Origin of the sequence: Haloarcula sp. Atlit-120R, from assembly GCF_003665885.1 — an archaeon.
In the GTDB taxonomy this organism is placed as follows: Archaea; Halobacteriota; Halobacteria; order Halobacteriales; family Haloarculaceae; genus Haloarcula; species Haloarcula taiwanensis.
The window spans coordinates 36,973-60,431 of the sequence record NZ_QPLN01000006.1 but is presented as its reverse complement, the minus strand read 5'-3'; the positions used below and the strand labels follow the sequence as shown (position 1 = coordinate 60,431).

General features: G+C 56.0%; 33 protein-coding genes. 28 read left to right on the top strand and 5 right to left on the bottom strand.

Going from position 1 to position 23,459, the window contains the following annotated elements; translation table 11 throughout:
• The first annotated feature begins 22 nt into the window (after positions 1 to 22).
• The 5 genes from DVK01_RS18100 (at position 23) to DVK01_RS18080 (ending at position 3,846) form a co-directional block, all read left to right on the top strand.
• Positions 23 to 895, top strand: coding sequence for a hypothetical protein (locus DVK01_RS18100; RefSeq protein ID WP_121537921.1), 873 nt, complete (start codon positions 23 to 25; stop codon positions 893 to 895).
• A gap of 122 nt (positions 896 to 1,017) precedes the next feature.
• Positions 1,018 to 1,281 (top strand): hypothetical protein, encoded by a 264-nt coding sequence (locus DVK01_RS18095; protein ID WP_121537918.1) that lies wholly within the window; start codon positions 1,018 to 1,020, stop codon positions 1,279 to 1,281.
• Between the two features lie 130 nt (positions 1,282 to 1,411).
• A complete protein-coding gene (locus tag DVK01_RS18090; protein ID WP_121537916.1) occupies positions 1,412 to 1,960 on the top strand; it encodes a hypothetical protein in 549 nt (182 codons plus the stop codon).
• A gap of 96 nt (positions 1,961 to 2,056) precedes the next feature.
• Positions 2,057 to 3,019: an ArdC-like ssDNA-binding domain-containing protein gene (locus DVK01_RS18085; protein ID WP_121537914.1), complete on the top strand. Its 963-nt coding sequence runs from the start codon at positions 2,057 to 2,059 to the stop codon at positions 3,017 to 3,019.
• Positions 3,020 to 3,093: 74 nt separating this feature from the next.
• On the top strand, positions 3,094 to 3,846 hold the full coding sequence (locus DVK01_RS18080; protein ID WP_233562804.1) for a hypothetical protein: 753 nt from the start codon (positions 3,094 to 3,096) through the stop codon (positions 3,844 to 3,846).
• Here the strand turns inward: DVK01_RS18080 and DVK01_RS18075 are convergent.
• A complete protein-coding gene (locus DVK01_RS18075; RefSeq protein WP_121537912.1) occupies positions 3,811 to 4,695 on the bottom strand; it encodes an HNH endonuclease in 885 nt (294 codons plus the stop codon). The two genes, DVK01_RS18080 and DVK01_RS18075, sit on opposite strands and share 36 nt — an antisense overlap.
• A gap of 100 nt (positions 4,696 to 4,795) precedes the next feature.
• Between DVK01_RS18075 and DVK01_RS18070 the strand changes: the two genes are divergently transcribed.
• The 7 genes from DVK01_RS18070 to DVK01_RS18040 all read left to right on the top strand — a co-directional run bounded on the left by DVK01_RS18070 (position 4,796) and on the right by DVK01_RS18040 (position 11,172).
• Positions 4,796 to 5,737, top strand: a complete 942-nt coding sequence (locus DVK01_RS18070; RefSeq protein ID WP_121537910.1) for a DUF6610 family protein — start codon at positions 4,796 to 4,798, stop codon at positions 5,735 to 5,737.
• Between the two features lie 57 nt (positions 5,738 to 5,794).
• On the top strand, positions 5,795 to 6,640 hold the full coding sequence (locus tag DVK01_RS18065) for a DUF6884 domain-containing protein (RefSeq protein ID WP_121537908.1): 846 nt from the start codon (positions 5,795 to 5,797) through the stop codon (positions 6,638 to 6,640).
• Positions 6,641 to 7,257: 617 nt separating this feature from the next.
• Positions 7,258 to 8,478 carry an orc1/cdc6 family replication initiation protein gene (locus DVK01_RS18060; RefSeq protein WP_121537906.1) on the top strand — a complete coding sequence of 407 codons (1,221 nt, stop codon included), beginning with the start codon at positions 7,258 to 7,260 and terminating at the stop codon, positions 8,476 to 8,478.
• Between the two features lie 183 nt (positions 8,479 to 8,661).
• Positions 8,662 to 9,342, top strand: coding sequence for a hypothetical protein (locus DVK01_RS18055; RefSeq protein WP_121537904.1), 681 nt, complete (start codon positions 8,662 to 8,664; stop codon positions 9,340 to 9,342).
• Between the two features lie 35 nt (positions 9,343 to 9,377).
• Positions 9,378 to 9,842: a hypothetical protein gene (locus tag DVK01_RS18050; RefSeq protein ID WP_121537902.1), complete on the top strand. Its 465-nt coding sequence runs from the start codon at positions 9,378 to 9,380 to the stop codon at positions 9,840 to 9,842.
• A gap of 38 nt (positions 9,843 to 9,880) precedes the next feature.
• Entirely contained in the window at positions 9,881 to 10,648 is a 768-nt protein-coding gene (locus tag DVK01_RS18045) for a hypothetical protein (protein ID WP_121537900.1), read from the top strand.
• On the top strand, positions 10,645 to 11,172 hold the full coding sequence (locus tag DVK01_RS18040; RefSeq protein WP_199722365.1) for a hypothetical protein: 528 nt from the start codon (positions 10,645 to 10,647) through the stop codon (positions 11,170 to 11,172). Before DVK01_RS18045 ends, DVK01_RS18040 begins: the two co-directional genes overlap by 4 nt.
• 285 nt (positions 11,173 to 11,457) lie before the next feature.
• Here DVK01_RS18040 and DVK01_RS21635 read toward each other — a convergent pair whose 3' ends face one another.
• Positions 11,458 to 11,943 (bottom strand): hypothetical protein, encoded by a 486-nt coding sequence (locus DVK01_RS21635; protein ID WP_147435174.1) that lies wholly within the window; start codon positions 11,941 to 11,943, stop codon positions 11,458 to 11,460.
• Complete coding sequence (locus DVK01_RS21630; protein ID WP_147435173.1) at positions 11,940 to 12,881, bottom strand: allantoate permease family MFS transporter; 942 nt, start codon at positions 12,879 to 12,881, stop codon at positions 11,940 to 11,942. Before DVK01_RS21630 ends, DVK01_RS21635 begins: the two co-directional genes overlap by 4 nt.
• 483 nt (positions 12,882 to 13,364) lie before the next feature.
• On the opposite strand from DVK01_RS21630, the gene DVK01_RS18035 reads away from it, so the two are divergent.
• The 7 genes from DVK01_RS18035 (at position 13,365) to DVK01_RS18005 (ending at position 15,465) form a co-directional block, all read left to right on the top strand.
• On the top strand, positions 13,365 to 13,655 hold the full coding sequence (locus tag DVK01_RS18035) for a hypothetical protein (protein ID WP_121538037.1): 291 nt from the start codon (positions 13,365 to 13,367) through the stop codon (positions 13,653 to 13,655).
• Entirely contained in the window at positions 13,652 to 13,966 is a 315-nt protein-coding gene (locus tag DVK01_RS18030; RefSeq protein ID WP_121537896.1) for a hypothetical protein, read from the top strand. The genes DVK01_RS18035 and DVK01_RS18030 overlap by 4 nt, the downstream gene beginning before the upstream one ends.
• The gene (locus DVK01_RS18025; protein WP_121537894.1) at positions 13,957 to 14,163 is read left to right on the top strand and encodes a hypothetical protein; all 207 of its coding nucleotides are present in this window, start codon (positions 13,957 to 13,959) and stop codon (positions 14,161 to 14,163) included. Before DVK01_RS18030 ends, DVK01_RS18025 begins: the two co-directional genes overlap by 10 nt.
• On the top strand, positions 14,160 to 14,396 hold the full coding sequence (locus DVK01_RS18020) for a hypothetical protein (RefSeq protein WP_121537892.1): 237 nt from the start codon (positions 14,160 to 14,162) through the stop codon (positions 14,394 to 14,396). Before DVK01_RS18025 ends, DVK01_RS18020 begins: the two co-directional genes overlap by 4 nt.
• A gap of 58 nt (positions 14,397 to 14,454) precedes the next feature.
• Positions 14,455 to 14,820 (top strand): hypothetical protein, encoded by a 366-nt coding sequence (locus DVK01_RS18015; RefSeq protein WP_121537890.1) that lies wholly within the window; start codon positions 14,455 to 14,457, stop codon positions 14,818 to 14,820.
• Positions 14,821 to 15,053: 233 nt separating this feature from the next.
• Positions 15,054 to 15,257 carry a hypothetical protein gene (locus DVK01_RS18010; protein ID WP_004966200.1) on the top strand — a complete coding sequence of 68 codons (204 nt, stop codon included), beginning with the start codon at positions 15,054 to 15,056 and terminating at the stop codon, positions 15,255 to 15,257.
• Positions 15,250 to 15,465: a hypothetical protein gene (locus DVK01_RS18005; RefSeq protein WP_121537888.1), complete on the top strand. Its 216-nt coding sequence runs from the start codon at positions 15,250 to 15,252 to the stop codon at positions 15,463 to 15,465. Before DVK01_RS18010 ends, DVK01_RS18005 begins: the two co-directional genes overlap by 8 nt.
• A gap of 195 nt (positions 15,466 to 15,660) precedes the next feature.
• Here the strand turns inward: DVK01_RS18005 and DVK01_RS22350 are convergent, their stop codons facing one another.
• Positions 15,661 to 16,956 carry a hypothetical protein gene (locus DVK01_RS22350; protein ID WP_199722364.1) on the bottom strand — a complete coding sequence of 432 codons (1,296 nt, stop codon included), beginning with the start codon at positions 16,954 to 16,956 and terminating at the stop codon, positions 15,661 to 15,663.
• A gap of 221 nt (positions 16,957 to 17,177) precedes the next feature.
• On the opposite strand from DVK01_RS22350, the gene DVK01_RS17995 reads away from it, so the two are divergent.
• The 3 genes from DVK01_RS17995 to DVK01_RS17985 all read left to right on the top strand — a co-directional run bounded on the left by DVK01_RS17995 (position 17,178) and on the right by DVK01_RS17985 (position 19,284).
• A complete protein-coding gene (locus tag DVK01_RS17995; RefSeq protein ID WP_121537886.1) occupies positions 17,178 to 17,864 on the top strand; it encodes a hypothetical protein in 687 nt (228 codons plus the stop codon).
• A gap of 57 nt (positions 17,865 to 17,921) precedes the next feature.
• The gene (locus DVK01_RS17990; protein ID WP_121537884.1) at positions 17,922 to 18,821 is read left to right on the top strand and encodes a transcription initiation factor IIB family protein; all 900 of its coding nucleotides are present in this window, start codon (positions 17,922 to 17,924) and stop codon (positions 18,819 to 18,821) included.
• 76 nt (positions 18,822 to 18,897) lie between these two features.
• Positions 18,898 to 19,284, top strand: a complete 387-nt coding sequence (locus DVK01_RS17985) for a hypothetical protein (RefSeq protein WP_121537882.1) — start codon at positions 18,898 to 18,900, stop codon at positions 19,282 to 19,284.
• Positions 19,285 to 19,292: 8 nt separating this feature from the next.
• Here the strand turns inward: DVK01_RS17985 and DVK01_RS17980 are convergent, their stop codons facing one another.
• On the bottom strand, positions 19,293 to 19,661 hold the full coding sequence (locus DVK01_RS17980; RefSeq protein WP_121537880.1) for a hypothetical protein: 369 nt from the start codon (positions 19,659 to 19,661) through the stop codon (positions 19,293 to 19,295).
• 106 nt (positions 19,662 to 19,767) lie between these two features.
• Between DVK01_RS17980 and DVK01_RS22945 the strand changes: the two genes are divergently transcribed.
• The 6 genes from DVK01_RS22945 to DVK01_RS17955 all read left to right on the top strand — a co-directional run bounded on the left by DVK01_RS22945 (position 19,768) and on the right by DVK01_RS17955 (position 23,414).
• Positions 19,768 to 20,208 carry a hypothetical protein gene (locus DVK01_RS22945; RefSeq protein ID WP_121537878.1) on the top strand — a complete coding sequence of 147 codons (441 nt, stop codon included), beginning with the start codon at positions 19,768 to 19,770 and terminating at the stop codon, positions 20,206 to 20,208.
• A 53-nt stretch (positions 20,209 to 20,261) separates the two neighbouring features.
• The gene (locus tag DVK01_RS17970; RefSeq protein WP_121537876.1) at positions 20,262 to 20,534 is read left to right on the top strand and encodes a helix-turn-helix transcriptional regulator; all 273 of its coding nucleotides are present in this window, start codon (positions 20,262 to 20,264) and stop codon (positions 20,532 to 20,534) included.
• A 57-nt stretch (positions 20,535 to 20,591) separates the two neighbouring features.
• Positions 20,592 to 21,416: an N-6 DNA methylase gene (locus DVK01_RS17965; RefSeq protein ID WP_121537874.1), complete on the top strand. Its 825-nt coding sequence runs from the start codon at positions 20,592 to 20,594 to the stop codon at positions 21,414 to 21,416.
• Positions 21,417 to 21,479: 63 nt separating this feature from the next.
• Complete coding sequence (locus tag DVK01_RS17960) at positions 21,480 to 21,755, top strand: hypothetical protein (protein WP_121537872.1); 276 nt, start codon at positions 21,480 to 21,482, stop codon at positions 21,753 to 21,755.
• Between the two features lie 161 nt (positions 21,756 to 21,916).
• Positions 21,917 to 22,069 (top strand): hypothetical protein, encoded by a 153-nt coding sequence (locus DVK01_RS22345; protein ID WP_170097489.1) that lies wholly within the window; start codon positions 21,917 to 21,919, stop codon positions 22,067 to 22,069.
• 373 nt (positions 22,070 to 22,442) lie between these two features.
• Entirely contained in the window at positions 22,443 to 23,414 is a 972-nt protein-coding gene (locus DVK01_RS17955) for a hypothetical protein (protein WP_233562803.1), read from the top strand.
• Positions 23,415 to 23,459: the final 45 nt, after the last annotated feature.

Sequence of the window (23,459 nt, the reverse complement as noted above, 5' to 3'; positions counted from 1 at the left end):
CGGCAAGTGGAGGGTAAGCGAAATGTCACAGTCCACAGCGACCAGTAGTACCGAAGCAGCAACCACCGACGCCGAAACGAGCGTGCCAGAGACGCCGGCGGACGGTGACGCAGAAATCGACACTGCGGACCTCCTGTCGCTCGATGCCCCACAGCACCTCCGGATCAGCGGCGAGGTCCAGTTGTTTGAGCGGATTTTCGCGGCGGCTGGCACGGTCACAGACAAGACACGGATAGGAATTACAGAGTCGGGAATCGCCATCCGGGCGGCTGACCTGCAGGGACACGCGATGGTCGACTTGCGTGTTTCTGGGAGTTCGTTCACCTCTTTCGATGCAGGGAGGGGGACGTTGGGGGTGGACGTCGGACGAGTTCGCGATGCACTCTCGGTCGGCGATGCAGGCGACCTTGCACAGTTCGTACTTGATGCAGCGAATAGCAAACTGGAAATCGATATCGACGGGATAACGCGCACTATTGATCTTGAGGCGGTTGAATCGCTCCGCTACCCTGTCGAGATGCCGGATATCAACATCCCGGCAACCGTCCATCTGAGTCCAGACGACATCTCGCTCGGTCTTGACGCAGCGGATATGCTCGCCGACCGGTTTGACCTCTCTGTTGACGCCGATGCCGGAGAAGTGCGGTTTGCCGCAGACGGCGACACTGACAGCATGACCTACCGATGGGACGACACCGATCTCATCGCCTTCGAGCCTGCGGATGTCGAAGTGAAACTGGACTCATCGCTCGTCAAATCGGCGAATGCTGGCCTGCCAGACGGCACGAATCGGGTTCTCCATATCGGAGACTCAGTCCCGCTCGTGCTGAAATCGGAGTTCCCTGATGCCGATGGAGCGATGCAGTTCGTGATCGCACCGAAGCTCCCGAACTGACTCGGTTCCCCGTGGTTTTGCGGAAACGGTGGTGTGTCTTAACCAACAGCGACCGCCATACTTCGCAGTTGTTGGTTAGCGCTAATTTTGTGTCTCCCCGGCTGGGTGAGGGATTTTCCTCTATGGACCCAACCGAAACAGTGCCAGACTACGAGCGCTTCGAGCGCGAACAGATCGCACAGGACCGTGACCGGCAGCGTCCCGATACCGTCGAGATCGACGAGCCACGGGGCCGTGAGGTCGTTACCAGTCTACTCAATGAGGGTGTGGTAGAACCGATTCCAGAACAAAACGTCTTGCAGCACGTTCCGTCCGGGCAGTGTTTTGACTCCGACATGGCGCTGGTGTACTTCCACAAGGGCTGGGAGGCTAGAGGCGAGGAGTAGCCGACTCGCAGACTAACCAACACAGTACCCCACATTCTACTCAGTGTTGGTTAGCGGCAACGTCTCTTCTCTGACGCGGCGTACTGGCACGTCCCGAGAGTTGATACCCCATCGGAATTTCCCCAAGCGTATGGACCGCACTGACTGGCCGACACCCGGCCCGAACGAGCCTGTCCCGGCATGGGACGAGTACCGACAGCTGCGCGAGGCTGTCCACGACTATCTGGATCACGAGCCAGAGGACCCAACGTGGGCGGACATTTGGAAAGCACTCGGCGCGATCATGGGCGAGTACCAGCGCGATGCGTTTGCCCAAGCCTTCGACCTCGATGCGCCTACCGAGACAGCCTGCATACGGCGTCTTATCACGGGCGACGACGAGTGCCCTCACTCGCCGCTTGACGCCGACAGCGACCCGAAGGGGCCGCCTCACAGCCCGCCAGCAGACGACCATTCGACGCTCTGGCTAGACGATGGCGAGCCGGCGTTGTACTCGATGCACGTCTATCCGGGAAATATCGAGCGATTGGATTCGCAAGAGCCGCCCCACAATCTCTGGTTCGACGTCTTCGAGTTCGCTGCCGAGTGGGGACTAGAAGTCTCTGTCCTCCCGAAATCGTGGTACAACCTTGGCTCGGCTGTCCACATCGTTTTCTACGCGCCGGAGCGGTACAGGTAGCCAGCTGCTCTCTCGCCCTGAGCCACACAGCGGATTTTCTGTCCCCCCAGTGGAGGTGCGGGGGCGTGCCCGAGAGCGCGTCCCGAAGACAGACCAATGTCAACGATACAGTCAGAGACTCCAGAGCAGTCGTCCAGCCAGCAGACCACTTGCACCTTCGACGAGTCCGACTCCCGGGACGAGGAGATGCGCGACCAACTCGATGCGTGGGTCGAGGATCTTGCCGACCTCACCGACGAAGCGCAGGCCAGCGAGCAGTTCCAGCAGTGGCTTGACGTCCAATCGAAGTTCCACGATTACTCGGCTCGGAACACGCTACTCATCAAGCTCCAGTGTCCCGAAGCAACCCGAGTTGCAGGGTACAATACGTGGCAAGACGAGTTCGACCGCTACGTCCAGCAAGGCGAGGACGCGATCTGGATCTGGGCTCCGATCATCACGAAGAAGTGCCCCGAATGCGGCAACTCGCCGTCGTATCACGAGAACACTGATTGCGAGTACGATGAGACAGAGCCCGAACAATGGCGTCGAGGGCTGGTCGGGTTCCGGCCAACGTCGGTGTTCGATATCTCCCAGACTGAGGGCGAGCCACTTCCCGAACTGGAGACAGAAGCTCACGGCGACCCGGATGGACTTGTCGAGGACCTGTTGGACGCCACCGACGAGATCGGCGTCGACGCAAGAATCGTCGCTCCCGAAGAGTGGGAGCATGGGTCTGCACGGGGTGTCTGCGAGCGTCGGAACGTCATGACAACGAATCCGATGGTCGAAGCGGTCGACCGAGACAATCGGGCCGCCCTCGCGAGTACACTGATTCACGAGTTCGCCCATGCAGAGCTTCACTTCGATGTCGAGGATGAGGCGGAGCGGTCGAAACGCGAGGTCGAAGCCGAGGCAGTTGCCTATGTCGTCAGTCGTCACTTCGGGCTGGACCCCGACAACTCGGCGTTCTACCTCGCGGCGTGGGACGGCGACGCACCAGAGACGTTGCGGGACCGGCTGGACCGTATCTCGTCGACTGCGGCGGATCTGATCGACGCCGTCGAAAGTGCCAGCTGAGAGGGAGCGGTATCTTTCCAGACGTGCTTGAGAGGAGTGTTTTGTGACTCCCCTGGTGGGCGAGGGAGTCGAATATGCGTTCCACAGCAGCGTCAGGTGGCAGTCCTGTCGGACAGTTTCTGAGTGTCTTAGCTGACTTGCGTGACCAGATCGGAGGGCCGTACTACCTCGGAGATGTCAACGGGCGGTTGGAGTGGCCCGACCGAGGAGTGTACTTCTTTTTCTCGCCAGCAAGCGACCTCCGGGCAACGACAGCGGTCGACTGGCGACTCTCCCGAATCGGCACCGTCGGCGTCAGTACCGGTTCGTCGAACACGCTCTGGAACCGGCTCCGGCAACATCGTGGGAATGTTCGCGGGAAGTACGCCGGCGGTGGCAACCATCGTGGTTCGATTTTTCGCTTGCACGTCGGACGGGCGCTAATCGAGAAGCACGGCTGGCACGACGAGTATCCTCACTGGGGCGAACCGAATCCCGATGAGGAAACAACGACTGTTCGCGAGCAGGAACACGAACTCGAACAGCGCGTATCGGAGTACATCCGGGATTTGCCGTTTCTGTGGGTTGACGTTCCGGGCGACCCCGGACCAGAGTGTGACAGAGCCGAGATTGAGTCACATACCATCGCGATGGTGTCGAGGTATCGTCGATCCGCAGGGCCATCGGACCTCGATTGGCTTGGATACCACTCGCCGAAATCTGAGGTGTATCAGTCTGGACTGTGGAACGTGCGACACGTTTCTGACTCGTTCGACCCTTCGGTCGTGGACCAGTTGTCGGCGTATATCCCGTCAACGGAAGCGCTGGACCATCAATCGCGGATCTGATGGCAGGTTCCGCAGCGAGAACTCAGTACGCTCGGTTACGACCCCGTAGGCAACCCCAGTCAGTGGCGCAACCACGGGAACCCACGCAAACGGAGTCATGAACAGTTCCGTCGAGATGGACTCCCAGAGGGCAGCGTACATCAAAACAACGCAGACGGACGCAATGGCTGTTGACAGCCGCCATCGGACTCCTGCTATAAGCCCGGCCAGCGGGAGGCCGTAGAACGCTACATTACCCGCAATTGAGGACAGGAAGTAGGTGATGCCAAGCGCACAGAGATATCCCAGAAACATCGCTGTGCCTCCGATAGATGCGACGAATAGCCGTCGCCATCCAGCACGCTCGTCGGTGTCGTCCTGGACGGACTGCTCGTCGCTTTCCTCGGTCGTCGTGGTGACTGCAAGAGGACTCTTCGACTGTGTCTGAATGTGGCTGGGCTCCGAACGAGGGCCATTGCGAGACTGCCCGTTGCCCTCCGTTTCGCCCTCGACTTCCTCGGTGATCGGGACCTCGCTCTGCAACGCAAGGACCCTGTGAGTGTCCGGGTCGGGACTGCTTGCTGGCTCTTGGTTCGCTGACTCTGGCAGGTTCAAGCGTCCCGTCTGCTTGATATCGATTTCGCAGAACGAGCACACTGTCAGCAGGTTCGTGGTCTTGTTTGTCCCGCCGTTCTCGGCGGGGATTCGTCGCACAACTTCCAAATCCTCCGCAGGGAACCGCGTCCCGCAGTTGGTGCAAGTGTTGTTGTCCAACTGCTTCCGGAAGACGATCCGGTACGCCCAGTCTGGCGGGTACTCGCCCCGGTAGTTGTCAGGGTCGTCGTACTGCGATTCGATACCTTCCTTCATTCTGCTCGACACTTCCGCCCGTCTCCGTATTTAAGCCGCGGGGTCGTTTTGTGCCGCGCCTGCCAGCTGGGCGCGCCGCTGGGCGCGCTCGGTGTTGTTCATGTCTTCTGAGGCTCGACACTCTTGGTCAGCGGCGGCTGTCGGCGATGCACAGCAGGCTGAGTACATTGGCTTCCTTCACCGGGAACCGTTCGTAATCGATGCTTACCGGCTTGGATTCGCCGTCGGCGTTCGCGAGGACTACACCTACCAGTCCTCGCTGCGGAACGTCGACGTCCCGATTGAGATTCTAGACAACGACTTCCGGAATCCTGACTTGGACCGGTACATTGAGCGCTTCGAGCAGTACGAGCCATCGGTCGGGATGCTCGGCGACGCATACGACCGGCAGGAGGCACGTCGGTACAACCAAGCCGCACGGGAGCTGAAACGGAAGTTTCCGGGCATGGAGGCTATCATCGTCCCGAAGTGCCGCGACGCAATCGACGTGATCGACGACGACATCATCTTGGGCTATCCGATGGGCTACTCCGACCAGACCGCCGACGAGTACACGGATATTGTGGACTGGCGGGGGCGGCGCGTGCATCTGCTGGGGGCAAGTCCCACGAAGCAGTATCCGGTGATCGAGGAGCTGACACAGCCGCGTGTGACCGGTGAAGAACCAGCAGATATCGTTGGCGTCGACTGGAACGGGGTTCATCTGGCGGCGCTTCACGGCGAGTACTTCTCACCACACGGCTACGGGAGTGCGGACCACCTCTCGATCCGGGAGACGGTTCGAGAGAGCCTGCGACACATCCGGTCATACTGGAAATCGCGGGGTGTGTGGCCGACCGTGAAGAAAGACCGGACCCCGCTAACAGCGGAACCGATGGACCCTGTCTGGGCTGCTGACGGTTCGAGAGCAACTGTGAGTGGCCTTGAGGATGCGATTGTCGTTGAGTACGAGAACGGACAGACGCTCGCGTACCGGAGCCAACACGAACGAGACAGGGTGGAATACCGGGCAGGACTCACTCCCACTGAGGTCCACGGCTAGAGCCGACCGGACAGCCTCAGAGAGTTTTGTGACTCCTTGGTGGGGTGAGGGAAACAGATGACTACCACTCAGACTGAGCGAACTCGTGGCCGCTTCGTACTCATCGGATGCGGCGATGCGAAAACCGACCAGCCAGTTGCAGCTCGCGATCTCTATACATCCTCGTACTTCTCGGTCAAGCGATCGTATGCCGAGGCAGCTGTCCAGTGGGCTCGAACTGCTGACCGACGAGCGAACACTTGGGCGGTTCTCTCTGCAGAACACGGGCTCTTGATGCCCCGGCAGACGGTCGCTCCGTATGATACGACCATTGAGGACCTGCGCGGCGAACCCATCGAGGGAGAAGCTAATTATCGGCTGCCGTCAGGGGAACAGGTCGAAACCCGCCTTGACCGCTGGGCGCTCCGTGTCCACTCGTCTCTCGGTGATTGGCTCCGGCGGCCTTATGCTGCCGATCAGCAGGAGTCCCCCTGCCGGGAGTTGGTCGTTCTGGCCGGCAGCGACTACGTCGACGCGCTGCGTGAGCGCGACATCTTCGACGGCCGACCAACTGCGATTCGGGCTGGGCGAGAGACGTACACTTCCCTTCCGCCGAAAGCGACAGTCCGCTTCCCCTTCCAGGAGCGTGACTTCGACGGGATGTTCGACCAGATGGACTGGCTTTCAGACCGCGTCGAAGAACTCTCGTCGGCAGCGGCTCCAGCCCGACGATCAGAACTCTCGGCCTTTGACGGGGGCTTCGAGCGCGACTCTGCTACGTGGCAAACAGGCCACAGTGGCGTCGACGTTGAGGGGACTGAGCAGGCAGGGCTGGATGCATTCGAGAACGTCCCTGAGCGGTTCCTTGCCACGAGACAAACGAGTCTTGCGACCGACGGCGGGGAGAGAGAACAGGATGGATAGCGTGCAAACCCGCGATATTGAGCGTGCAGCGGATATCCAAGTTTGGAGTCTAGACCTGGGAGGTAATCACGAGCAGACCCCTAATGGGGGATTTCACACACACACACCAGATTTGGAGTCGAGATATCTTAATATGAGTGTGCTTGAGTCCCGCGCTTACGGAAGCTGTACTTACTGTGCTGTCTCATCTTTCTCTTCCTCTCACATTCTAGTTAGACTAGACTAGAAGGAGACACCAGATTTGGAGTCCAGCCACATCCGTAAATATGCTTCGAGAGTTTGTCCCCAGCCTCTCGCGCTTCTGGACTCCAAATCCGGTGTGTGTGTTGACCGCTTCTTACCCAACTCCTAGAATAGATTTCAGATATAGACACCCAGTATCGACTCCTATCCAATCTTCCACAGAGATGTCTCATCAACAGCAGAATCTGAGGACCTTTTGACTGCGTTTTGATGGCATATGATACAACCACCCAGTACACTCCAAATCCAGTGTGTTCCGATAGATTTGGAGTCAATTGAATATCCAATAGAATTAGTGATGAGGAGCTAAAACTACTATCTTCACTCCAAACTAGGTCCATAGGTTTTTGTGCCATCAATAAGATATGCGAGATATGCCAGATGCAGGGGACCAAGGGGGCGACCCCCTTTTCGACGCTCCTGTCGTGGAGCATCGGAACGAGATTTTCAAGAACCGAGACCTCGTCGACACGGATCACGTCCCTGACGCCGACCGCATTATAGGCCGTGACGAACAAATTGAACAGGTAGCTCACGAGATTGGGGCTCTTGTTGTTGGTGAACCGGCCAGCTCGGTGCTGATCTTCGGAAAAACGGGAACAGGAAAGTCACTTGTCGCTAAACATGTAATGGGCAGGGTCGAAGCAGAGGCTGACCGTCGTGGTGTCAGTGTTGGAACTGCCTATATAAACTGTTCACAAACTGACGGTCCTGCCCGAGTCCCGCGCAATATTGGCCGTCGCATCAACCCTCCTGAAAGCGGCGTCAAATTCCCGTCCCGCGGTATTTCGACTGATGAATACTATGAGCGGCTATGGTCGATCCTTAACCAGCACTACGATGGTGTTGCCATTACGCTCGACGAAGTCGACAGACTTCGCGATGATTCCCCACTGATGATTCTTTCTCGGGCTCGAGAAAATGGTTCAATAAATATACCCATTAGTATCGTGGCAATCTCGAACAAGATCGACTACCGGAATCAGATGAACGAGCGGACAAAAAGTTCGTTCGGCCATCGAGAGTACGTGTTTGACCCATACGATGCCAACCAATTACGGGAGATTCTTAGGAACCGATCAGACGCCTTCCACGAAGGGGTGATTGAGGAGGGAGTCATCCCCCGGGTGGCAGCTCTCGCTGCGAAAGAACATGGCGACGCCCGAAAGGGCATTGAACTGTTGTTTTCACTCGGCAAATACGCCATACGAAACAGTTATGATACTATCTCAGAAGAAGATGTTCCAAAAGTACGCGAGATGGCTGAAGCCGAACGGCTTCGCGACCTTATTACGGGCTTGCCAGCCCATTCCCAGCATGTCATCGGAGCACTTGCAGCGCTTACAATTAGTAATTCTGATGAAGGGTGGTTCCGGACCTCGAAGGTATTAGATGCATATAAAAAACTCTGCAATGAGCACGCTGTCGATCCAGTCACCCATGAGCGTGTGAGACAACTTTTGGAGGAACTGTCATTTCTTGAAATCACCGAGTCACGGAACCAACACCAAGGGAGCAAAGGACAATTTAACGAGCACACGCTCAATAAACCCCCAGAGATTATCAAGCAAATCTATAGAGAGACAGCACCGTGAGCGACTGTGGCTGAACCTCTTGGGTCTCCTCAATAAGCACGCTCACTGACCGGTTGTTTCAGCCAGCTGGATGAATAAAGAAGCCGTATTCACAACGCTTAATCAACACCCCCTTAGTATCATCGGGCCTGTTGCTTAAATCCTTGAGCTGAGTGATTTTCTGTTCCTCTGGCGGGTGAGAGGATGACGGAAACTGATCCGACTCAGACGCAGGACGGACAGCCAGACCAGCAAGCCGGCTTCGACTTCAGCAAGCCCGGACAGGAGCACGAGATCGAAGTGTCGTATTCGTGGGGGTATGTCGACACCATCTACATGGACGACGACGGTGAACTCGTCCGCGCACAGGATACTGACGGTTACTACCGCAACGACGAATCGTTCGAGTGCACCTGTGGAGAGACATTCGGTTGCGAGAGCAAAGCAAAATCTCACATCCGAAGCGAGGGCTTCCGAGGCCCACCAGTGCCGGTCGCCGGCCATCCAGAAGCATTGCGTTGGGACAACGAGACAATGACCGACTTCGGGGGGAATGTGGAATTCATTCCAGACGTAACGAACACCGCCGCGAAAGTTGTCGACGGGGCTGACTACCTGATCGCAACGGCCCGGACAACACTGACGCCACCAGCGGACCACGAGTTCGACAGCTGGGACCCACTCCAATCTGGCCGCCTGTCGAACCACAACGGCGACTCACTGTTCTCGGCGCGGATCTTGTCGAAGGCTATCGCGACGCTTTCGACCGGACATCAGTACGTTCCGGACCGCTACACCCTCTACTTCAGGGGGCACACAGCACTGTACTTGGAGGGGTCGAGGGGCGGCATCATCATTGCTGAACGACTCCCCGGCCTCGACTGAGACGGCGGTTTTCTGTTCCTCTGGCGGGTGCGAGGATGACAGAACCAACCTCCAAAGCCCGTGATGGATCAGCCACGAACAGCAACGACTCGCCCGTCGACGAGCAACCAATTCCAGTCGCCAAGCCTCCCTCGCCGTTTGTCTGGCAAGATGAAGTGGTCCCCGCGCTCGATGGAGCGATCACCGTTCGCCCGGAATCTGCCCGGTATCCGATAGCCACACAGGTTGTCGACGGTGCTGAGTATCTTGTGGCAACAGCCCGAGAAACATTCACTCCCCCAGCTGACTACCAGTTCCAGTCGTGGGGGCCACTCCAGTCTGGTCGCCTTGCCCTCCGATCAGGCGACCCCCAGTTCCCGCCAGCCGACGTGAGCCGTGCAATCGCAACGCTTGCGAAACATCCTGCGTACCAGCCTGAGCGGTTCACGATCTTCTACAGGGGGTGCGAACCAGTGTATATCGAAGGTCCAGATGCCGGCATTGTGATCTCCCCGTGGTAACTCGATAGCAGTTTTCTGTTCCTCTGGCGGGTGAGAGGATGTCCACACACTCAGCATCGACGCGAACACAGTCGTTTCAGCATCGTCCGCCAGCAGACACAGGGGAGTGTTCCTGTCCGATTCACGCCAACGGCGACCCGTTCACGGCACCCCTCGGGATTCGATTTGCCGATCATGTCGGCGTGGAGCCAATCGACAGAGAAACAGCGGCCGCCGTGTACGAGGCGCACCACTCCTACATGGGGTCACTGCCGTCGGTCAATCTCGCTCACCACGGGCTGTACTTTCAGGACTCGCTAGTCGGGGCCATCACCTACCGCTACCCGCTCATCTCGAAGAAGCGAATCCGGTACGGCGTCGACGGCCAGCTCTGTCCCGAGCCCGTCGAAATCGACAGCCTTCCCACGGAGATCAGAGCAACCGCCCGGCGGGTGCTTCCGTTGACGGACACACCAGTCGTTGACAGTGAGGTGATTTCTGGGGACTCGCTCGTCGAGGCCGCGCGGATTTGCATGGGCGTTCGGATGCCAAACCTCGCGTCGGCAGCGTTAGCCCGCTCACAAGAGCGATTCTTGCAGGCTGACGACCGTGACACTCGCTTCTTGTTGACGTGGGTACGCTCGGACTACGATGGGGCGATGGTTCGGGCGCTGCAAGACAAGGGCTGGACCTGTACGGGCTACCGTGAACCAGGGCAGGCAAGCAACCGCGAGAACAAGCCGATTCGTGAGCGATACAAGTGGCGCTTTCTCTGTCCCGTGGATACTGCTCGCGAGCAGTCAACACTTGCACGGTGGTCTCAGTGACCGACGTCCAGCCCGAAGCAACGGCCGAGTGCTGTCGATTCTGTGGGGACAGAGCCGAGATCTCCGGCGAGGCGTACACGTATGTCCGGTGGCCCAACGAGGTCGACCGAGAAGACGGCGTGTTCCGATTCACGATTTGCCGGGCGTGTGCGCTTCAGGACCGCGACAACGTCGAACAGGCCGCTTCGCTCTTCCACGAGGCAGATCGAGACTATCTGCTTACCTGCGATGTCTGTGGCGCTGTTGGCTGCCAGTCTGCCAGTACTCGTCGTCCAGCAGCGGAGACGTATCGGCTCGCGAGCGTTATCTCCTGGTCGGTGAGTATCAACGGCTTCGACGGGGCAACGCACTCTTGTAGTGAATGTAGTCCTATCATCACGGTCGACTGTGTGAAATGCCCTGACCGGACATACGACGATGAAGTGCCGCGTCTCGTCGAGCCCCCGTTTGATGCAGTTGAGAAGACAGCAGACGATGCTCCGGCAGACAGTACACAGATCGAGATCGGCGGGTGGACTGGGTAGCCGACGGTAGTTCCACGAAACCGGTGGCCTAATCTGTTAATGAGCAGTACAGCAGGCTTACTGAGAAGTTGATTCACCCAAATAGTCCTGAAATCAACCACTTTGTGAATTGTTCTATGACACTCTGACCATCACTTTACTCAATCCACGATAGATTGCGAATCTACGAAGGGACGCGACTCAACCAGCCGCGTCCCTGTCCACATGCAAAAAGATCGATCATCACGATATCCAACAAATTACGTTTTAAGTATCAATAGACACTACTATCAGAACTAATGTTCGTCAGAACGAAGAAGAAAACTCCGCTGCAGAGCCTTCTGACTTTATTGAGCCCTCAATAACTATCTGAGATTGATCATTTTCCATTGATTGAATCATACCACTTGCTAATTCACTATATTTGATTATAATCTCCACTCGTTCAGTTGACTCTCCATTAGCTGGAATTGTTGGAAAAGAAGTTGATGATGTTGCAATAGACTGATCACCGATATAGACTTGGAAATCAAGGCTGGGATCTGGAACTGATCTGGAGCCGGTATTTAATAATTCAATGATTAAAATCATAGAGGCAGTTCCAATTCCCGTGCTGGGAGGTCGTACGTCGATAATATTTACATCTACTTTATCAACGGGTGGTGGGCGTAGAAAATTCAAGCAACCCGACTGCGAGAACGCGCTAATCGAGATTATTCCTGCGATTACTTTCCGCCGCGCAGCAGAGAATCCATCGTCAACGCCACTCTCTGGAACGTCACCAATCTTCATAGTGGACCACCAAACCGGCCCAATCCTAGAATATACAAGATGGCGAATATAAGTGGAAGTGCGGTAACAATCCCCAAAACACCACATCCTGCTGCATATTTCGGCTGGTTCTTTCGCCAGAATGACACGCCGCACCAGAGAGTGAGGAGCGACCCGAAAATTGGAATGACAAATGGACTACTGATGGCTATTGCAAGAGTCGTTTTCTTTCCTTCATTTCCACTTAATACAGATGGTATATATCCACCCATCAAGCCGAAAAGAACAGGTATTCCAATGCCCATGAACAGAAGTGCTTCTAGGAGATCTACGCTGTATGCGATTTCCCCGTCCCCGTACATTCCGGGAGTAGTCCCACTTGCGAGGGTAATCCCTACCAAGAGTGTAAAAACAAGTGCTCCGATCATAAATCCGGTAGCGTTCTTTATTCGATCTGCTGATGAGATTTTTAATGAAATGATTGAAGCCGTGATCAGGATCAGTGGAGCGATCAGTCGAAGAAGTCCATAAAAAAATTCACTTGAAGGAGATCCATTAACAAAAACAGTGACAAAATTGGTATGATAGAGATTCAAGGTTCCCCATGCAAGTAACGGCCAAGCGGTAGTGCCAACGGGCCCTATACTTGTTCCGATTCCCATAGATATTAGAAGGAGTACAGTATAAGCTACAATTCCAAATAGCGCCGGCTTGAATAACGTTGAACTAATAGCTGCATTGATGATTTGCTCAGTATTGGGATAGTCTTCTTCACTTCTTGACTGGACAAAATTAGAAACTCTCTTACTTGCAGTATCAAAAACGTCGTCAATTGCATTTGACACTTCATTTGTAGAGACCTCTATGTGACCTTGAGACTCTTTACTCTCCAAATCTTCTATTATTTTTAACTTATCTCCACACTCGGGGCAGTGACTTCCTGATGATTCTACCTCCAACTTGCAAGAGTCGCAATACTTTGACATATGCACGGCATATTAATGAGTATATAAAGTTATAAGCACCCTGTGGATTGTTAACATATTCATAACTACTAGAGAAAGTACGTCTAATCAATTGGGTTTTGAGAAATGTGAGATTATGTCGAATATTTTTGCATCCCACATACTTATCCAAATGGGAGTGAGTAATTCACAAACCCGGTTAGTTGAGACGCCTGATCGCGGAGGACGTGATATCTGTGCCACGTCAGAGCTTGTTACTGACGCGTATCTATATTATGCCGCCCAAATGGAGACTAGCATTGACCGACCAGCGTCGGATATGAGTTCTTCCATCACGTCACATCTGACAGCACAAACTTAATACGCAGTTTTATTGAGCAGGTAGTTCAGCCAGCACAGTAATCACAAAACCTCATCCAAAGCGGCAGCGAGTCTCAATTTTGTGTCCCTCTGGCGGGTGAGAGGATGTCTCGAAATATGTCCTGCCGGCGTTCGGAAGACCTGTCGCAGCGAACCACCTCGCAGTTCGTCGAGTCCATCGCGACGACTGTTCGGGGGCAGTCCGGCAGCGCCGATGTTGAAGCGGTTGTCCTCCGTACGGTGGCCCGGCAATCGGACAGCATCGACCTCACGGACGTACTCGAACTACGCTCGCTCTTGGACGTCGACGGCGAACAGGCAGATACGCTAGAGGAACAGGTCACGAGTATCATCAGCGCTATCGAAGCCGAACTCGCCGGCTGGGACCGCCGGGAGGTCGCTGCATGAACGCAGCAGGAACGGCCACGTTGGGTGATTTCGGCGCTGGTGGCCCACGCTCGGATGCGCTGATTGACACACAGAGCGCGGCACAGGAGGCCGCTGCCGGCGAGTGGGAATTTCTCGCCGCTGGCAACGACACGATCGGGTGGCACATCCCCGACACCGGAGCGACAGTCCTGCTGAAACGGAGCGATGCTGGCTGGACGCTCGAACGGGCGACCAAACTGGTCGGGACGCGACGGTCACTCGATGCCGGGCTGGAACTTGCCAGCTCGTACATGACAGACAGACCAGAGGGAGCCTCGACATGGCGATGATCGAGCGCGAGCAGTGGCGTCGCGAGGAACGCCAGCGAGTTGCGGCAGCACTGGCACGCGCCCGGTTCTGGCAGTCGGTTGCGCCGCACAAGGTCGGGTTCTGGGACGCCGTCGACGAGACGCTTCTGGCTCACTACCCGGGCTGTCGGTACAAACGCAGGACGACACTCGATGACTTCCGAGAGGAGGATTCATGAGCGACGCCGACTCGATTCTCGACAAACTCCCGCCAGAGCGGTTGCTGGACGCCGACCATCTCCAGCCCATCGTCGCCGGCATCAACTGCATGCACTCAATGGAGACGGTCCAGCAGTATCTCGCATACGAGAACAAGCACCAGAACCGGACGCCGATCCAGTCTCGCCTTCGAGAGCGGGCACGGGAAATCCGTCGCGATGAATCGGATGCTGAGGAGCAAGCCGTCGCATAATTTCTGTGCCCCAGCGGGGTGAGGGGCGTCCCACAGAGGACGTGCCGCCAAACCGACTATGACCGAGAATAAGACAGATGAGACGGCTGTACAGCAGTGCGACGACCTCGATATCGACCCTGATGCCGTGGATATCGGTGATGGACTGAAAACGACCGAGGGCACGTCTGCACTCGCCGTCGTCGGTGTTGACGCTGAAAAGGAGCGGGTGAAGGTGTACTCCCCGTCCGGCGAGCTGACGGTCAATCGCTGGGTGAGCATGGACCTGTTCAGCGTCCACTCCCCGAACGAGGACATCCAGACCGACGCCGACCGCGAAGCGTGGCTGAACGAGACGCTGCCGAAGAAGGCTACGCATATCGACGGCAACGTGTACCCACTCAGGTATGCCATCGACGAGAACGGGAACGTGATCGCGAAATAATCGAGGAGCCGTACCACTCTCTCTTTCGCTCACTCTCACGCTCACGGTTCCCGAGCGCAAGCGCTCGGGGGACACGCTCCACCTTGGACCGGTAGGCCGGTCCGGCGGTCCCGCTTCAGGAGGTAGGTAAGGCTCATCGCGATGAATCGGATGGCCGGGAACGAGCCGCTGTGTATTTTCTGTGCCCCAGCGGGGTGAGGGGCGTCCCACTGAGGGCGTGCCGCCGACCGATTATGAGTAAGAACAAGACAGACAAGACGGCTGCACAGCAGTACGACAACTACCCCGATCCCGACGCCATCGTTCACTTTGGCGATGTCTCGGAGGAACTGGTCGAGTTGGTCGAGGAAACGCTAGAGACGTCCGAGTTCCTGTCGACCTCTCGCGACGACCTGCCGGAAACGACGCTGCTCGTCGAGGCGGTCGAAAATGAGTGACGACCACCTGTTCATCGTTGTTGAGGGCGTCGGGCCAGCAGATTTTCCTGAGAACGAGGCGAGTTCCAACAAGCAAGACGAGGCCGTTGCTCTCGCGAACGACATACACGACTTGATCCGGGAGGAGTACGGCAAGGAGGAGATCGAGGGCGTCATCCCGGTGGTCAATCCCGACGCCCACGAGCAGATGCAGGCGACCGAACTCTGACCGGGTGAGAAGGCAGTTTCTTCGGCCATGGTGCTGGCTGCAACGCCTGCTCAGTAAGCGTTCGAATTGGTCACAACTCAGTCGTCATCTTGCGCGGACTCAAATTGGTAGATACTCCACGAAGACGGCGGTGAAATCCCTGACGAGCCAGCGGTCTTCTTCGAGGATGAAAATGTATGATCGTTCTGGGGGCCTCTACGATAGGTCCGTTAGCAGCGTTGTGAGGAACTGGACCTTCTCCTGATATTCGACCCCGTATTTGAGAAAAGACGACATATCATTGAGATCCCACTGCCCGTATTTGTCGATGTATAGGAGTAACAACCCGTCCAGTAGTAATTTCGCACCGTTCCGATGACCTTGATGAATCTCGGTCTTCAGCCCTTCATGAACGAGTTCGTGGCGTTTCTCTTCTATCTCTTCGATGGCTCGCTTCAATTCGGGACGAAGCGAGTCGTCCCTGTCGTGGTGATAGGAAAGCGCGAATTCACCACGGTCAACCATCTTGTCGAAGTCACTGGTATTCGAAAGAATTTCGATGCCCCTCCAGAAACTGAAGAAAGATTGCCGAACAGATCGTTCGGTTATCCCGTCTTGGTACGCGAGTAGCGCACTGACAATATATCCCTCGTAGGTTCCCTTGTCAGCATCATAGTCGAACGTCGGAATGTCGCTGATCTCGTCGACGTCGTCTGCGTGGTTGACATGGAACCGACCAACCGACCGCCGATAATCGAAATCCATCGGGCGATACGTAACGAAATTCCCGTCTTGGAATATGAGGTAGAACGGTGGTTCTTGATGCCGAGTCCATTTCTCGTAGGGAGCACGATCTGAACTCCCCGGTTGCGGCATACCTGCGGCCCAGAGCTGATCGAAGAAGTTTATTTCAGCGAAGCGGGATTCGACGAGTTCCGAGACCCTTTGTAGGGCGTAGAACTCGTCTCGGGCTTTCATTTCGACCATCAAGAAGGCCCACTCACGCCGTTTCAACGGGTGGTCGGAGTAGTCATTCGGAAGTTCATCCAGGAAGGAATCGAAGTTCGAATCATCGTCATTTTCGGCCACTATGAGATGATTTTCCCATTGATCTTCGTCGATTTGCTCTGCTTTCGATTCATAGAGTTCGACTTCATCTGGAAAATGCTTGCTCCGGATCATTATCGGGAATACAAGCTTGTACGTATCCGGTGGAGTCCCTAACCAATTCGAGAAAATGCCATTCTTTTTGGTCTGAAAATGACCGCTCAACTCGTCTTCGGTGAGGTCTGTTCCGTGTGTTTCGGCTATTTCGATGAGTCCTTCGTGAAATTTTTTGTAGAGACCTCTATTCGTGATTCGGTGGTGGTGGTCTCTGTCGAGTCCGAGATCCCGAATGGCTCCGAAAAGGTTCTTTTTGAATGCAGGTTCTTGTCCCATTTGGACACGTACTTCGCCGGTCCTTGGTAGCTCCCAGATTCGCTGATATGCGTCGTAGAACCGCTCGTCCATGATATAGCTCCCGTCTGGTTCTTATATTAAGTTGGTGCGGGTTCCTTATCAGTGCGTTCGGTCCCTCCGGCGAAAAACAGTGGCGAGTTGCTGCATACCTCCTCTGTACTGACCACTCCTGTCCGAGAATAGAATTACGCTTTCATAGACTCTAGTCGCCGAATTTTCTGCGCCCCAGCGGGGTGAGGGGCGTCCCACAGAGGGCGTGCCGCCTGTTATTCATGGCTACTACAGAATCCCGTAGCGACGCCAGCAGCATCGACGAGAGCGAACTGGAGGGGGCTGACCCGAGCAACCGGACCATTCGGGCGCTGACCGAAGTCATGACCGTGATGGACTCGATTGGTCGGGCACGAAACGCCGACGACCTCTTCTTGGTCAACTCTGGCTCTGGCTCAGAGTATCTTGTCGACACTCGGACAGGGAGTTGCGAATGCAAGTGGAAACAGTTCAACCCTAGCAAGGAGTGCAAGCACCAGAAGCGAGTCGCCTTCGCCACCGGCGAGCGACCTATCCCGCAGTGGGTGGATGACGACGCCCTAGACGACCAGTTCGGGTTGCACGTCGACGGCGAACCACGGAAAGCGGTCGCTGACGGCGGAGTCATGCAGGTGCGGTTTGACGACGGCGGTGTCACAGACCCCAACGAGGACCCCTTGGCTGTCACCTCCGAAGACGAGCCACGCACGAAACGAGCGAAGCGGGAAGATATCGACGTTTCCTTCCTCGCAAAGCCCGGTCGCTACGAGGTCCACTCAGCGTCAGATAGCCGGTACGAGGTCGACGTGCTCGAAGAGACGTGCAGTTGTCCCGATGTCGCCGAGCGGTGCAAGCACCGTCGCCGGGTCGAGATCGAGATCGACGCCCAGCGAGTCCCGCGCCCGGATGGAAAACTGCCAGACGCCTAACCGGGCGCCGCAGTGTGTTTTCTGCCCCTTTGGTCAGGTGAGGGGATGTCTCGAAATATGTCTTCACAAACTGTCCAGACAGCGTTGTCTACAGCTACGTCGGGTTGTCCCGAGTGTGGCGGCGAACTCGACAGCACCGGCCGAGAAACGAACTGCGAGGACTGTGGCCTGGTGACCGAGCAAGACCAGATTGACCGCAGGCCGGAGTGGCGGACGTACGACAAGGAGGAACAGAAGCGGACGGGTGCGCCCCGAACAGCCACTCGGCATGACCAAGGCCTGTCGACGAATATCGGGAGCGTCGATGGTGCAGACATCTCTCCGAGACGGCGTCGACGGCTTGCTCGCCAGCGACGACTCCATGGCCGGTCGAAGTTCACCAGCAAGCGCGACCGGAATCTCGCTCACGGGCTTGGCGAAATCCGACGCATTGCGAGTGCGCTGTCTGAGAGCAACGTGGTGAAAGAGCAGGCAGCCACGTTCTTCCGGGAGGCACAGGAAAAAGACCTCCTGATCGGACGGTCGATTGAGGGCGGTGCAGCGGCCGCTGTGTACGCCGCCTGCCGGTGCAATGGCCTCGTGACGATGGAGACGGTAGCCGATGTCGCACGGTGTTCAGACTCCCATATATGGAACTGCTACCGGACGTTCCTGACCGAACTTGACCTCCCGATTCCGGTGTCGCTCCCGGTGGACTGGGTGGCGCGGATTTGTTCGGACCTTCCATTCGACGTTTCTCCGGATATTCGTCAGCGGGCGCTCGAACTCGCAGAGCAGGCGACCGAGTCCACCGAGATCAACGGGCGACCAGATGGTATCGCAGCTGGCGCTCTGTACCTCGCCGGGAAAGAGTCAGACATCCGGCTCACGCAGGCGACGATCTGCGAGCCACTGGATGTGCATATTACCACGGCCCGTCAGTGGTTCCAAGAGATCGAGGAGCATATCGTTGCGTGAGTTCTCGCGACGGCCTGTTTTGCGTGCCCCGGCGAGGGTGCAGGGCGAGCCAGCAAGCACGTCCTGAGAGAGACATATGTCAGTTACTGATACTCCCGAATCGGCAACACAGCACGACTCTTCGAGTGTTTTTGCGTCGGTCCCAGCGCCACGGTCGCCAACGAAAGTCGCATCGTTTGTCGAACGAGTCCTTGTCGAACTTCGCCACGAAGCGGTGGCTGCTCGGTACGTGACTGATCTAGACCAAGCCGGAGCGAAGACGATCTGGTGTCGAGTCGAGCACACGCCGTTGGACATCGACGCAGAGTACGTCCAGATTCGAGACGACCCCCGGCTAGGGGTTGACGTCGAGCCGTGTTCGCAGGCGACGGTTCGAGAACGACTGTGCCAGTGTCTTGACCACGACCGGGTTGGGCGCGTCGACGTTCGACCGCTGGCCGGCGTCTCGATGAGCGACGACTGAGCTGTGCTTCAGGTCTGGTTCCGCATCGGCAGGTCGAGATCGCCGAGGGCAGCGTGCTGGCGGAGAACACAGAGATGTGGGCAGACGGTCGTCGCCTGGAAGACTTCGCAGCTGCACCAGCCGGCGTGGGTCCCGTTTGGATGCTCGGCCAGCGAGCAGTTCACAGGACAGTCGTCGTCAACAGAAACGAGAAACAGGTCCGGACGGCCGCCCTTCGTTACGTCGACACTGGCATCGAGGGCGGCGTTCCACGTTGCTGACCGGTCGTCACGAATCCGCTGGAAGTCAAGATTGCGCGTGCCACTGGGCTGGCGGGATATCCACTGGTCTGGGGGCGAACACTCGCTAGTCGTAGTGGGGGACTCGGCTGTTTTCATGATGAGTCCTCGTACTAATACACATACCCTCAAACAGCAAAAAAGTTGCTATAGAGGCGATACAGAGCGGATTTTGTGTTTCTCTAGTGGCTGAGAGAATCCAACAATGAGTAGTGGATACCGACGAGGGAACACGGGGCCGAAAAAGTTGAAGTGGCGATGGAAAGATGAGACTGACAATCGGTCGCTGCCCCAATCGTGGGCCGACAACGGGCGCACAGAATCTCCAAAGGAGAACGAAGTGCAACTGTATGCAATCCAGTGTCGGGCTGGGCTCTTACTTGAGTGGCTGGTGAATACACGAACAGGAAAGCTACTCAGAGGGCCACTGAGTGAGAAGCCAGGGATTCGTGTTCTGTACGTCACCGCTGACGGTGAGCATGCGGTCATGAAACAGTTGGAGGCCCGCGAAATTGAGGACAGTTGGAAGCCGCCCAAGCAGTTCACCAGCATCATCGCGAAGCATCTGGAGGAGGCTGATCCAGTTCCAGACTCCAGCCAGGACTACTACCGACGGGGGGTTGAGGACCTGTACGACGTGGAGTGAAAACGGCGCTCTCATACCAATATGCTCATATATGTAATATTGTAACCGCGAATATGCACGACCTGACAGCATTTCAACGAGACTTATTGTTCGTAGTTGCTGGGAAATCCAAACCCGCTGGTGTCGCAATCAAAGACGAAATTGAAGAGTATTACGAGAAGAAGGTTCATTACGGCCGACTTTATCCAAATCTGGATACGCTCATCGACAAAGGTCTTGTCGAGAAAAGGAAGAAAGACGGACGGACGAATGGCTACATAATCACCAATCGTGGGCGTCGAGAGCTTCAAGCCCGGTGCGACTGGGAGAATAGGTACTACAACTGACCAGGTTCACGACTGTCGGCAGGCCAGATTTTGTGACTCTCTGGTGGCTGAGAGAGTATGGCTTCGCCACAGATCGACGTCGACGAGATTGTTGCAACGCTTGAGCAAATTCGCCAGCGCGGGCACAGCGCGCACACGGTCTTTCGAGACTGGGTCAACCTCATGCTGTTCGCACTGCAGGACCGAGACGATCCGTATCTGGAGATTGTCGACGACTATCGCGAGCGCGGTGACATGGCCCATCCAGACGGACAGCGCTCGGTCGACCTCTTCGCGAAGGCGTTTGGCCAGCTCCAAGAACGGATGGCGGCTACCGATGCTGACGTTCTGGGTGCTGTCTACGAGGAATACGGGATGTCCAGCGATGCGTTCGGCCAGCACTTCACGCCCCACTCTGTTTGCGAGACAATGGCTGAGATCGCCGGCGTCGGAGACGAAAGCGATACCGATGATAGACAGACGGTCCTTGACCCAGCCTGTGGGAGCGGTCGGATGCTACTGGTCGCCGGTCGAAAGCAGCCAGACGCGCTGTTTGTCGGGCAAGATAAGGACCCGCTGTGTGCCCGAATGACGGCGCTGAACTGCTGTTTCCTGAATCTGGACGCCTACGTTATTCAGGGCGACTCACTGACTGTCGAGTTTCAGCGAGCGTGGCAGACCTCGTACTCTTCGCTGGGTGGGAGTGTTCAAGAACTCGACGACGAGGAGGTCGAGGAGCTTCACGAGTGGGTGACCGGCGCCTTCGAGAATACGGTTGAGGCGGAGAACCGGTCCAGTCCAGCGCAGGGGGCAGATACGGACTCGGAAGGTCGAACACCACCGGCTACGGTGTCTGTCCAGAGTGAACAGGCAAGTCTGGGTGCGTTCGAGGGCAGCGATTGACGGCTGTTTTGTGAGCCCCAGTCGGGTGCGGGGCGGTCCAGTGAGAGCGTCCCGAGAAGACCCATGTCAGAAGAATCAGACACAGAGCCGGATGCGGCTCCAGACTCAGTTGAAAAGGTCGAACGAACGGACTTTGGGTGCAGTATGGAGGCCCGGATGAAACGAGGAACCGGGACGCGAGACGAAGACAGTATGACGATCAAGTCGAAGGGTGAGACTGCCGAGGAGACGATTGCGGAGTTCTACAAGCTCTTGGAAGAGTACGAGCAGGAAATTGGTGGTCGGCTTCGGGATGTTCAGCCAAGAGAAGACGAGGCAGGCAAGGAAGACGGCGAGTAGGACTCTCCATTATACTGCCCAGCGGTTGGGTGGGTGTGATCCTGACGGCGGAGCACATATTCTGTTAATTAGCGCGAGGCAGTGGCTAAACGCTTATATCCGAGGATAGGCAATTTTTGCGTGGAAGGAACACTGTCACACGCTCCTTCCATCCCCTTTCCATGCCTGATGACACGCAGAGCCTCGGTCGCTGTCCAAACTGCGCCGAGCGTATCACAACTCCGTGGCTGCTGGTTGAATACGAGAAAGACGACGGTACGGAGGGCATCTGGGCCGAGTGTCCAATGTGTGAAGATGTCGTTGCACCGGAGTAGTCTCACAGTGGACGGAACCTCTCCTTGCACAGTTTACGAGAGAGCAATATACGTTCTTAGCTGACTTCACCATGTCCAACCACCATCGGAGATCAAGAGAACCCTAAGGTAGTTGAAGTCTTAATAAGGACATTCAGTTCAGCATCTAATTTATGACTGAGCCAGCCACCAGCTACACTTGTGACCCAGCCATCTTAGGCAGCTATCTTGCCTGAGGAGTGTCTATTTCGTTGTCACGCAAGCCCGATCAACAGTTCCAATAGTGAGAATTCTAAATAGGTTTCACAGAGTTCCTGAATCCAGTTTTATCGCCAATTACAAATATCGGAAATAAGATACGTATATCCACCGCTCCCTCGGATGGTGTATACTAATGACTGAAAAGACACGTCGTCGACTTTTGACTGGTATCGGCACTTCACTATCTCTCGCCATTGCCGGATGTAGTGGTAATTCTGGCAGAGGGAATAGTACAGGAAACAGTTCTAATGGCAACAGTGGAGAGGATGGTAGTCTTCCAGATACCGGCTCCAACGTTTTCTCCGGATTCTCTTGGGAAGATTACACGCTGAATGTGTCGCTTGAAACGACCGAAGGATATGACCAGATCGTTGCGTTTCACGACGGCGAAAAGTTTGCAGACACCAGCGTGACGCCGTCAGCCGGGAAAGTATCCCTCGATTTCACTGACTACCAGCCGGGGACCTACCGATTCGCCGCGATCAACTCTGATGATGACAGCGTCACCAACGAAATAGAGCAGGAGTTTACCCCGAACCTCCAGCTCGTTGAGTGGAAAACAGCAACCGAGACAGGCGCTCACACGCCTGAAAACGAAGTGGGTATCGCCAGCCCGGTATTGACTGTCGAAAATACTGGAACCGCGCCGGATCAACTAAACTGGGTTGGGTACGAATCCGAAACGTATACTGCAGAATGGTATTCACCTGCCGTGGAGAATAAGACCACCAGTATATCTATGCACTGGTTGCCAAAAAACCAGAAGAAGTTCCTGAACAGGCCCCCCTCATTCAATAGTGGCGCAGAGGTGCCAGTTGTACTCCAGCCGGGGGAAAGCAAGCAATTTGTTGAGACACAGGCAGTACTTGCCAGTGGGTTAGACGCTCCAAACTCCTATGATTTTCAAGATGAGGAAACGGCAGGTTGGTCAGTTCAGCAGGGGCTTGAGTATACCGTCACCGCAACAATTGCAACCGAATACAGCGGTCTAAACTCAAAGACAAAGACTGTCGTTTGGGAGCAAGTTGCTGAAGTAGAATCGCTAGAAAAGCAACCAGAAAATGCGTCAATCGTCACAAAAGACTCGAAGAATAGCAGTTCGTAACTTCTCCAAGGCTTTGGTATTTTCAAGCATACGCTGATAGAAACT

Coding starts and splice junctions, on each gene's coding strand:
- DVK01_RS18100 (WP_121537921.1), top strand. CDS start 23: ATGTCACAGTCCACAGCGACCAGTAGTACCGAAGCAGCAACCACCGAC.
- DVK01_RS18095 (WP_121537918.1), top strand. CDS start 1,018: ATGGACCCAACCGAAACAGTGCCAGACTACGAGCGCTTCGAGCGCGAA.
- DVK01_RS18090 (WP_121537916.1), top strand. CDS start 1,412: ATGGACCGCACTGACTGGCCGACACCCGGCCCGAACGAGCCTGTCCCG.
- DVK01_RS18085 (WP_121537914.1), top strand. CDS start 2,057: ATGTCAACGATACAGTCAGAGACTCCAGAGCAGTCGTCCAGCCAGCAG.
- DVK01_RS18080 (WP_233562804.1), top strand. CDS start 3,094: ATGCGTTCCACAGCAGCGTCAGGTGGCAGTCCTGTCGGACAGTTTCTG.
- DVK01_RS18075 (WP_121537912.1), bottom strand. CDS start 4,695: ATGAAGGAAGGTATCGAATCGCAGTACGACGACCCTGACAACTACCGG.
- DVK01_RS18070 (WP_121537910.1), top strand. CDS start 4,796: ATGTCTTCTGAGGCTCGACACTCTTGGTCAGCGGCGGCTGTCGGCGAT.
- DVK01_RS18065 (WP_121537908.1), top strand. CDS start 5,795: ATGACTACCACTCAGACTGAGCGAACTCGTGGCCGCTTCGTACTCATC.
- DVK01_RS18060 (WP_121537906.1), top strand. CDS start 7,258: ATGCCAGATGCAGGGGACCAAGGGGGCGACCCCCTTTTCGACGCTCCT.
- DVK01_RS18055 (WP_121537904.1), top strand. CDS start 8,662: ATGACGGAAACTGATCCGACTCAGACGCAGGACGGACAGCCAGACCAG.
- DVK01_RS18050 (WP_121537902.1), top strand. CDS start 9,378: ATGACAGAACCAACCTCCAAAGCCCGTGATGGATCAGCCACGAACAGC.
- DVK01_RS18045 (WP_121537900.1), top strand. CDS start 9,881: ATGTCCACACACTCAGCATCGACGCGAACACAGTCGTTTCAGCATCGT.
- DVK01_RS21635 (WP_147435174.1), bottom strand. CDS start 11,943: ATGAAGATTGGTGACGTTCCAGAGAGTGGCGTTGACGATGGATTCTCT.
- DVK01_RS18035 (WP_121538037.1), top strand. CDS start 13,365: ATGTCCTGCCGGCGTTCGGAAGACCTGTCGCAGCGAACCACCTCGCAG.
- DVK01_RS18030 (WP_121537896.1), top strand. CDS start 13,652: ATGAACGCAGCAGGAACGGCCACGTTGGGTGATTTCGGCGCTGGTGGC.
- DVK01_RS18025 (WP_121537894.1), top strand. CDS start 13,957: ATGGCGATGATCGAGCGCGAGCAGTGGCGTCGCGAGGAACGCCAGCGA.
- DVK01_RS18020 (WP_121537892.1), top strand. CDS start 14,160: ATGAGCGACGCCGACTCGATTCTCGACAAACTCCCGCCAGAGCGGTTG.
- DVK01_RS18015 (WP_121537890.1), top strand. CDS start 14,455: ATGACCGAGAATAAGACAGATGAGACGGCTGTACAGCAGTGCGACGAC.
- DVK01_RS18010 (WP_004966200.1), top strand. CDS start 15,054: ATGAGTAAGAACAAGACAGACAAGACGGCTGCACAGCAGTACGACAAC.
- DVK01_RS18005 (WP_121537888.1), top strand. CDS start 15,250: ATGAGTGACGACCACCTGTTCATCGTTGTTGAGGGCGTCGGGCCAGCA.
- DVK01_RS22350 (WP_199722364.1), bottom strand. CDS start 16,956: ATGGACGAGCGGTTCTACGACGCATATCAGCGAATCTGGGAGCTACCA.
- DVK01_RS17995 (WP_121537886.1), top strand. CDS start 17,178: ATGGCTACTACAGAATCCCGTAGCGACGCCAGCAGCATCGACGAGAGC.
- DVK01_RS17990 (WP_121537884.1), top strand. CDS start 17,922: ATGTCTTCACAAACTGTCCAGACAGCGTTGTCTACAGCTACGTCGGGT.
- DVK01_RS17985 (WP_121537882.1), top strand. CDS start 18,898: ATGTCAGTTACTGATACTCCCGAATCGGCAACACAGCACGACTCTTCG.
- DVK01_RS17980 (WP_121537880.1), bottom strand. CDS start 19,661: ATGAAAACAGCCGAGTCCCCCACTACGACTAGCGAGTGTTCGCCCCCA.
- DVK01_RS22945 (WP_121537878.1), top strand. CDS start 19,768: ATGAGTAGTGGATACCGACGAGGGAACACGGGGCCGAAAAAGTTGAAG.
- DVK01_RS17970 (WP_121537876.1), top strand. CDS start 20,262: ATGCACGACCTGACAGCATTTCAACGAGACTTATTGTTCGTAGTTGCT.
- DVK01_RS17965 (WP_121537874.1), top strand. CDS start 20,592: ATGGCTTCGCCACAGATCGACGTCGACGAGATTGTTGCAACGCTTGAG.
- DVK01_RS17960 (WP_121537872.1), top strand. CDS start 21,480: ATGTCAGAAGAATCAGACACAGAGCCGGATGCGGCTCCAGACTCAGTT.
- DVK01_RS22345 (WP_170097489.1), top strand. CDS start 21,917: ATGCCTGATGACACGCAGAGCCTCGGTCGCTGTCCAAACTGCGCCGAG.
- DVK01_RS17955 (WP_233562803.1), top strand. CDS start 22,443: ATGACTGAAAAGACACGTCGTCGACTTTTGACTGGTATCGGCACTTCA.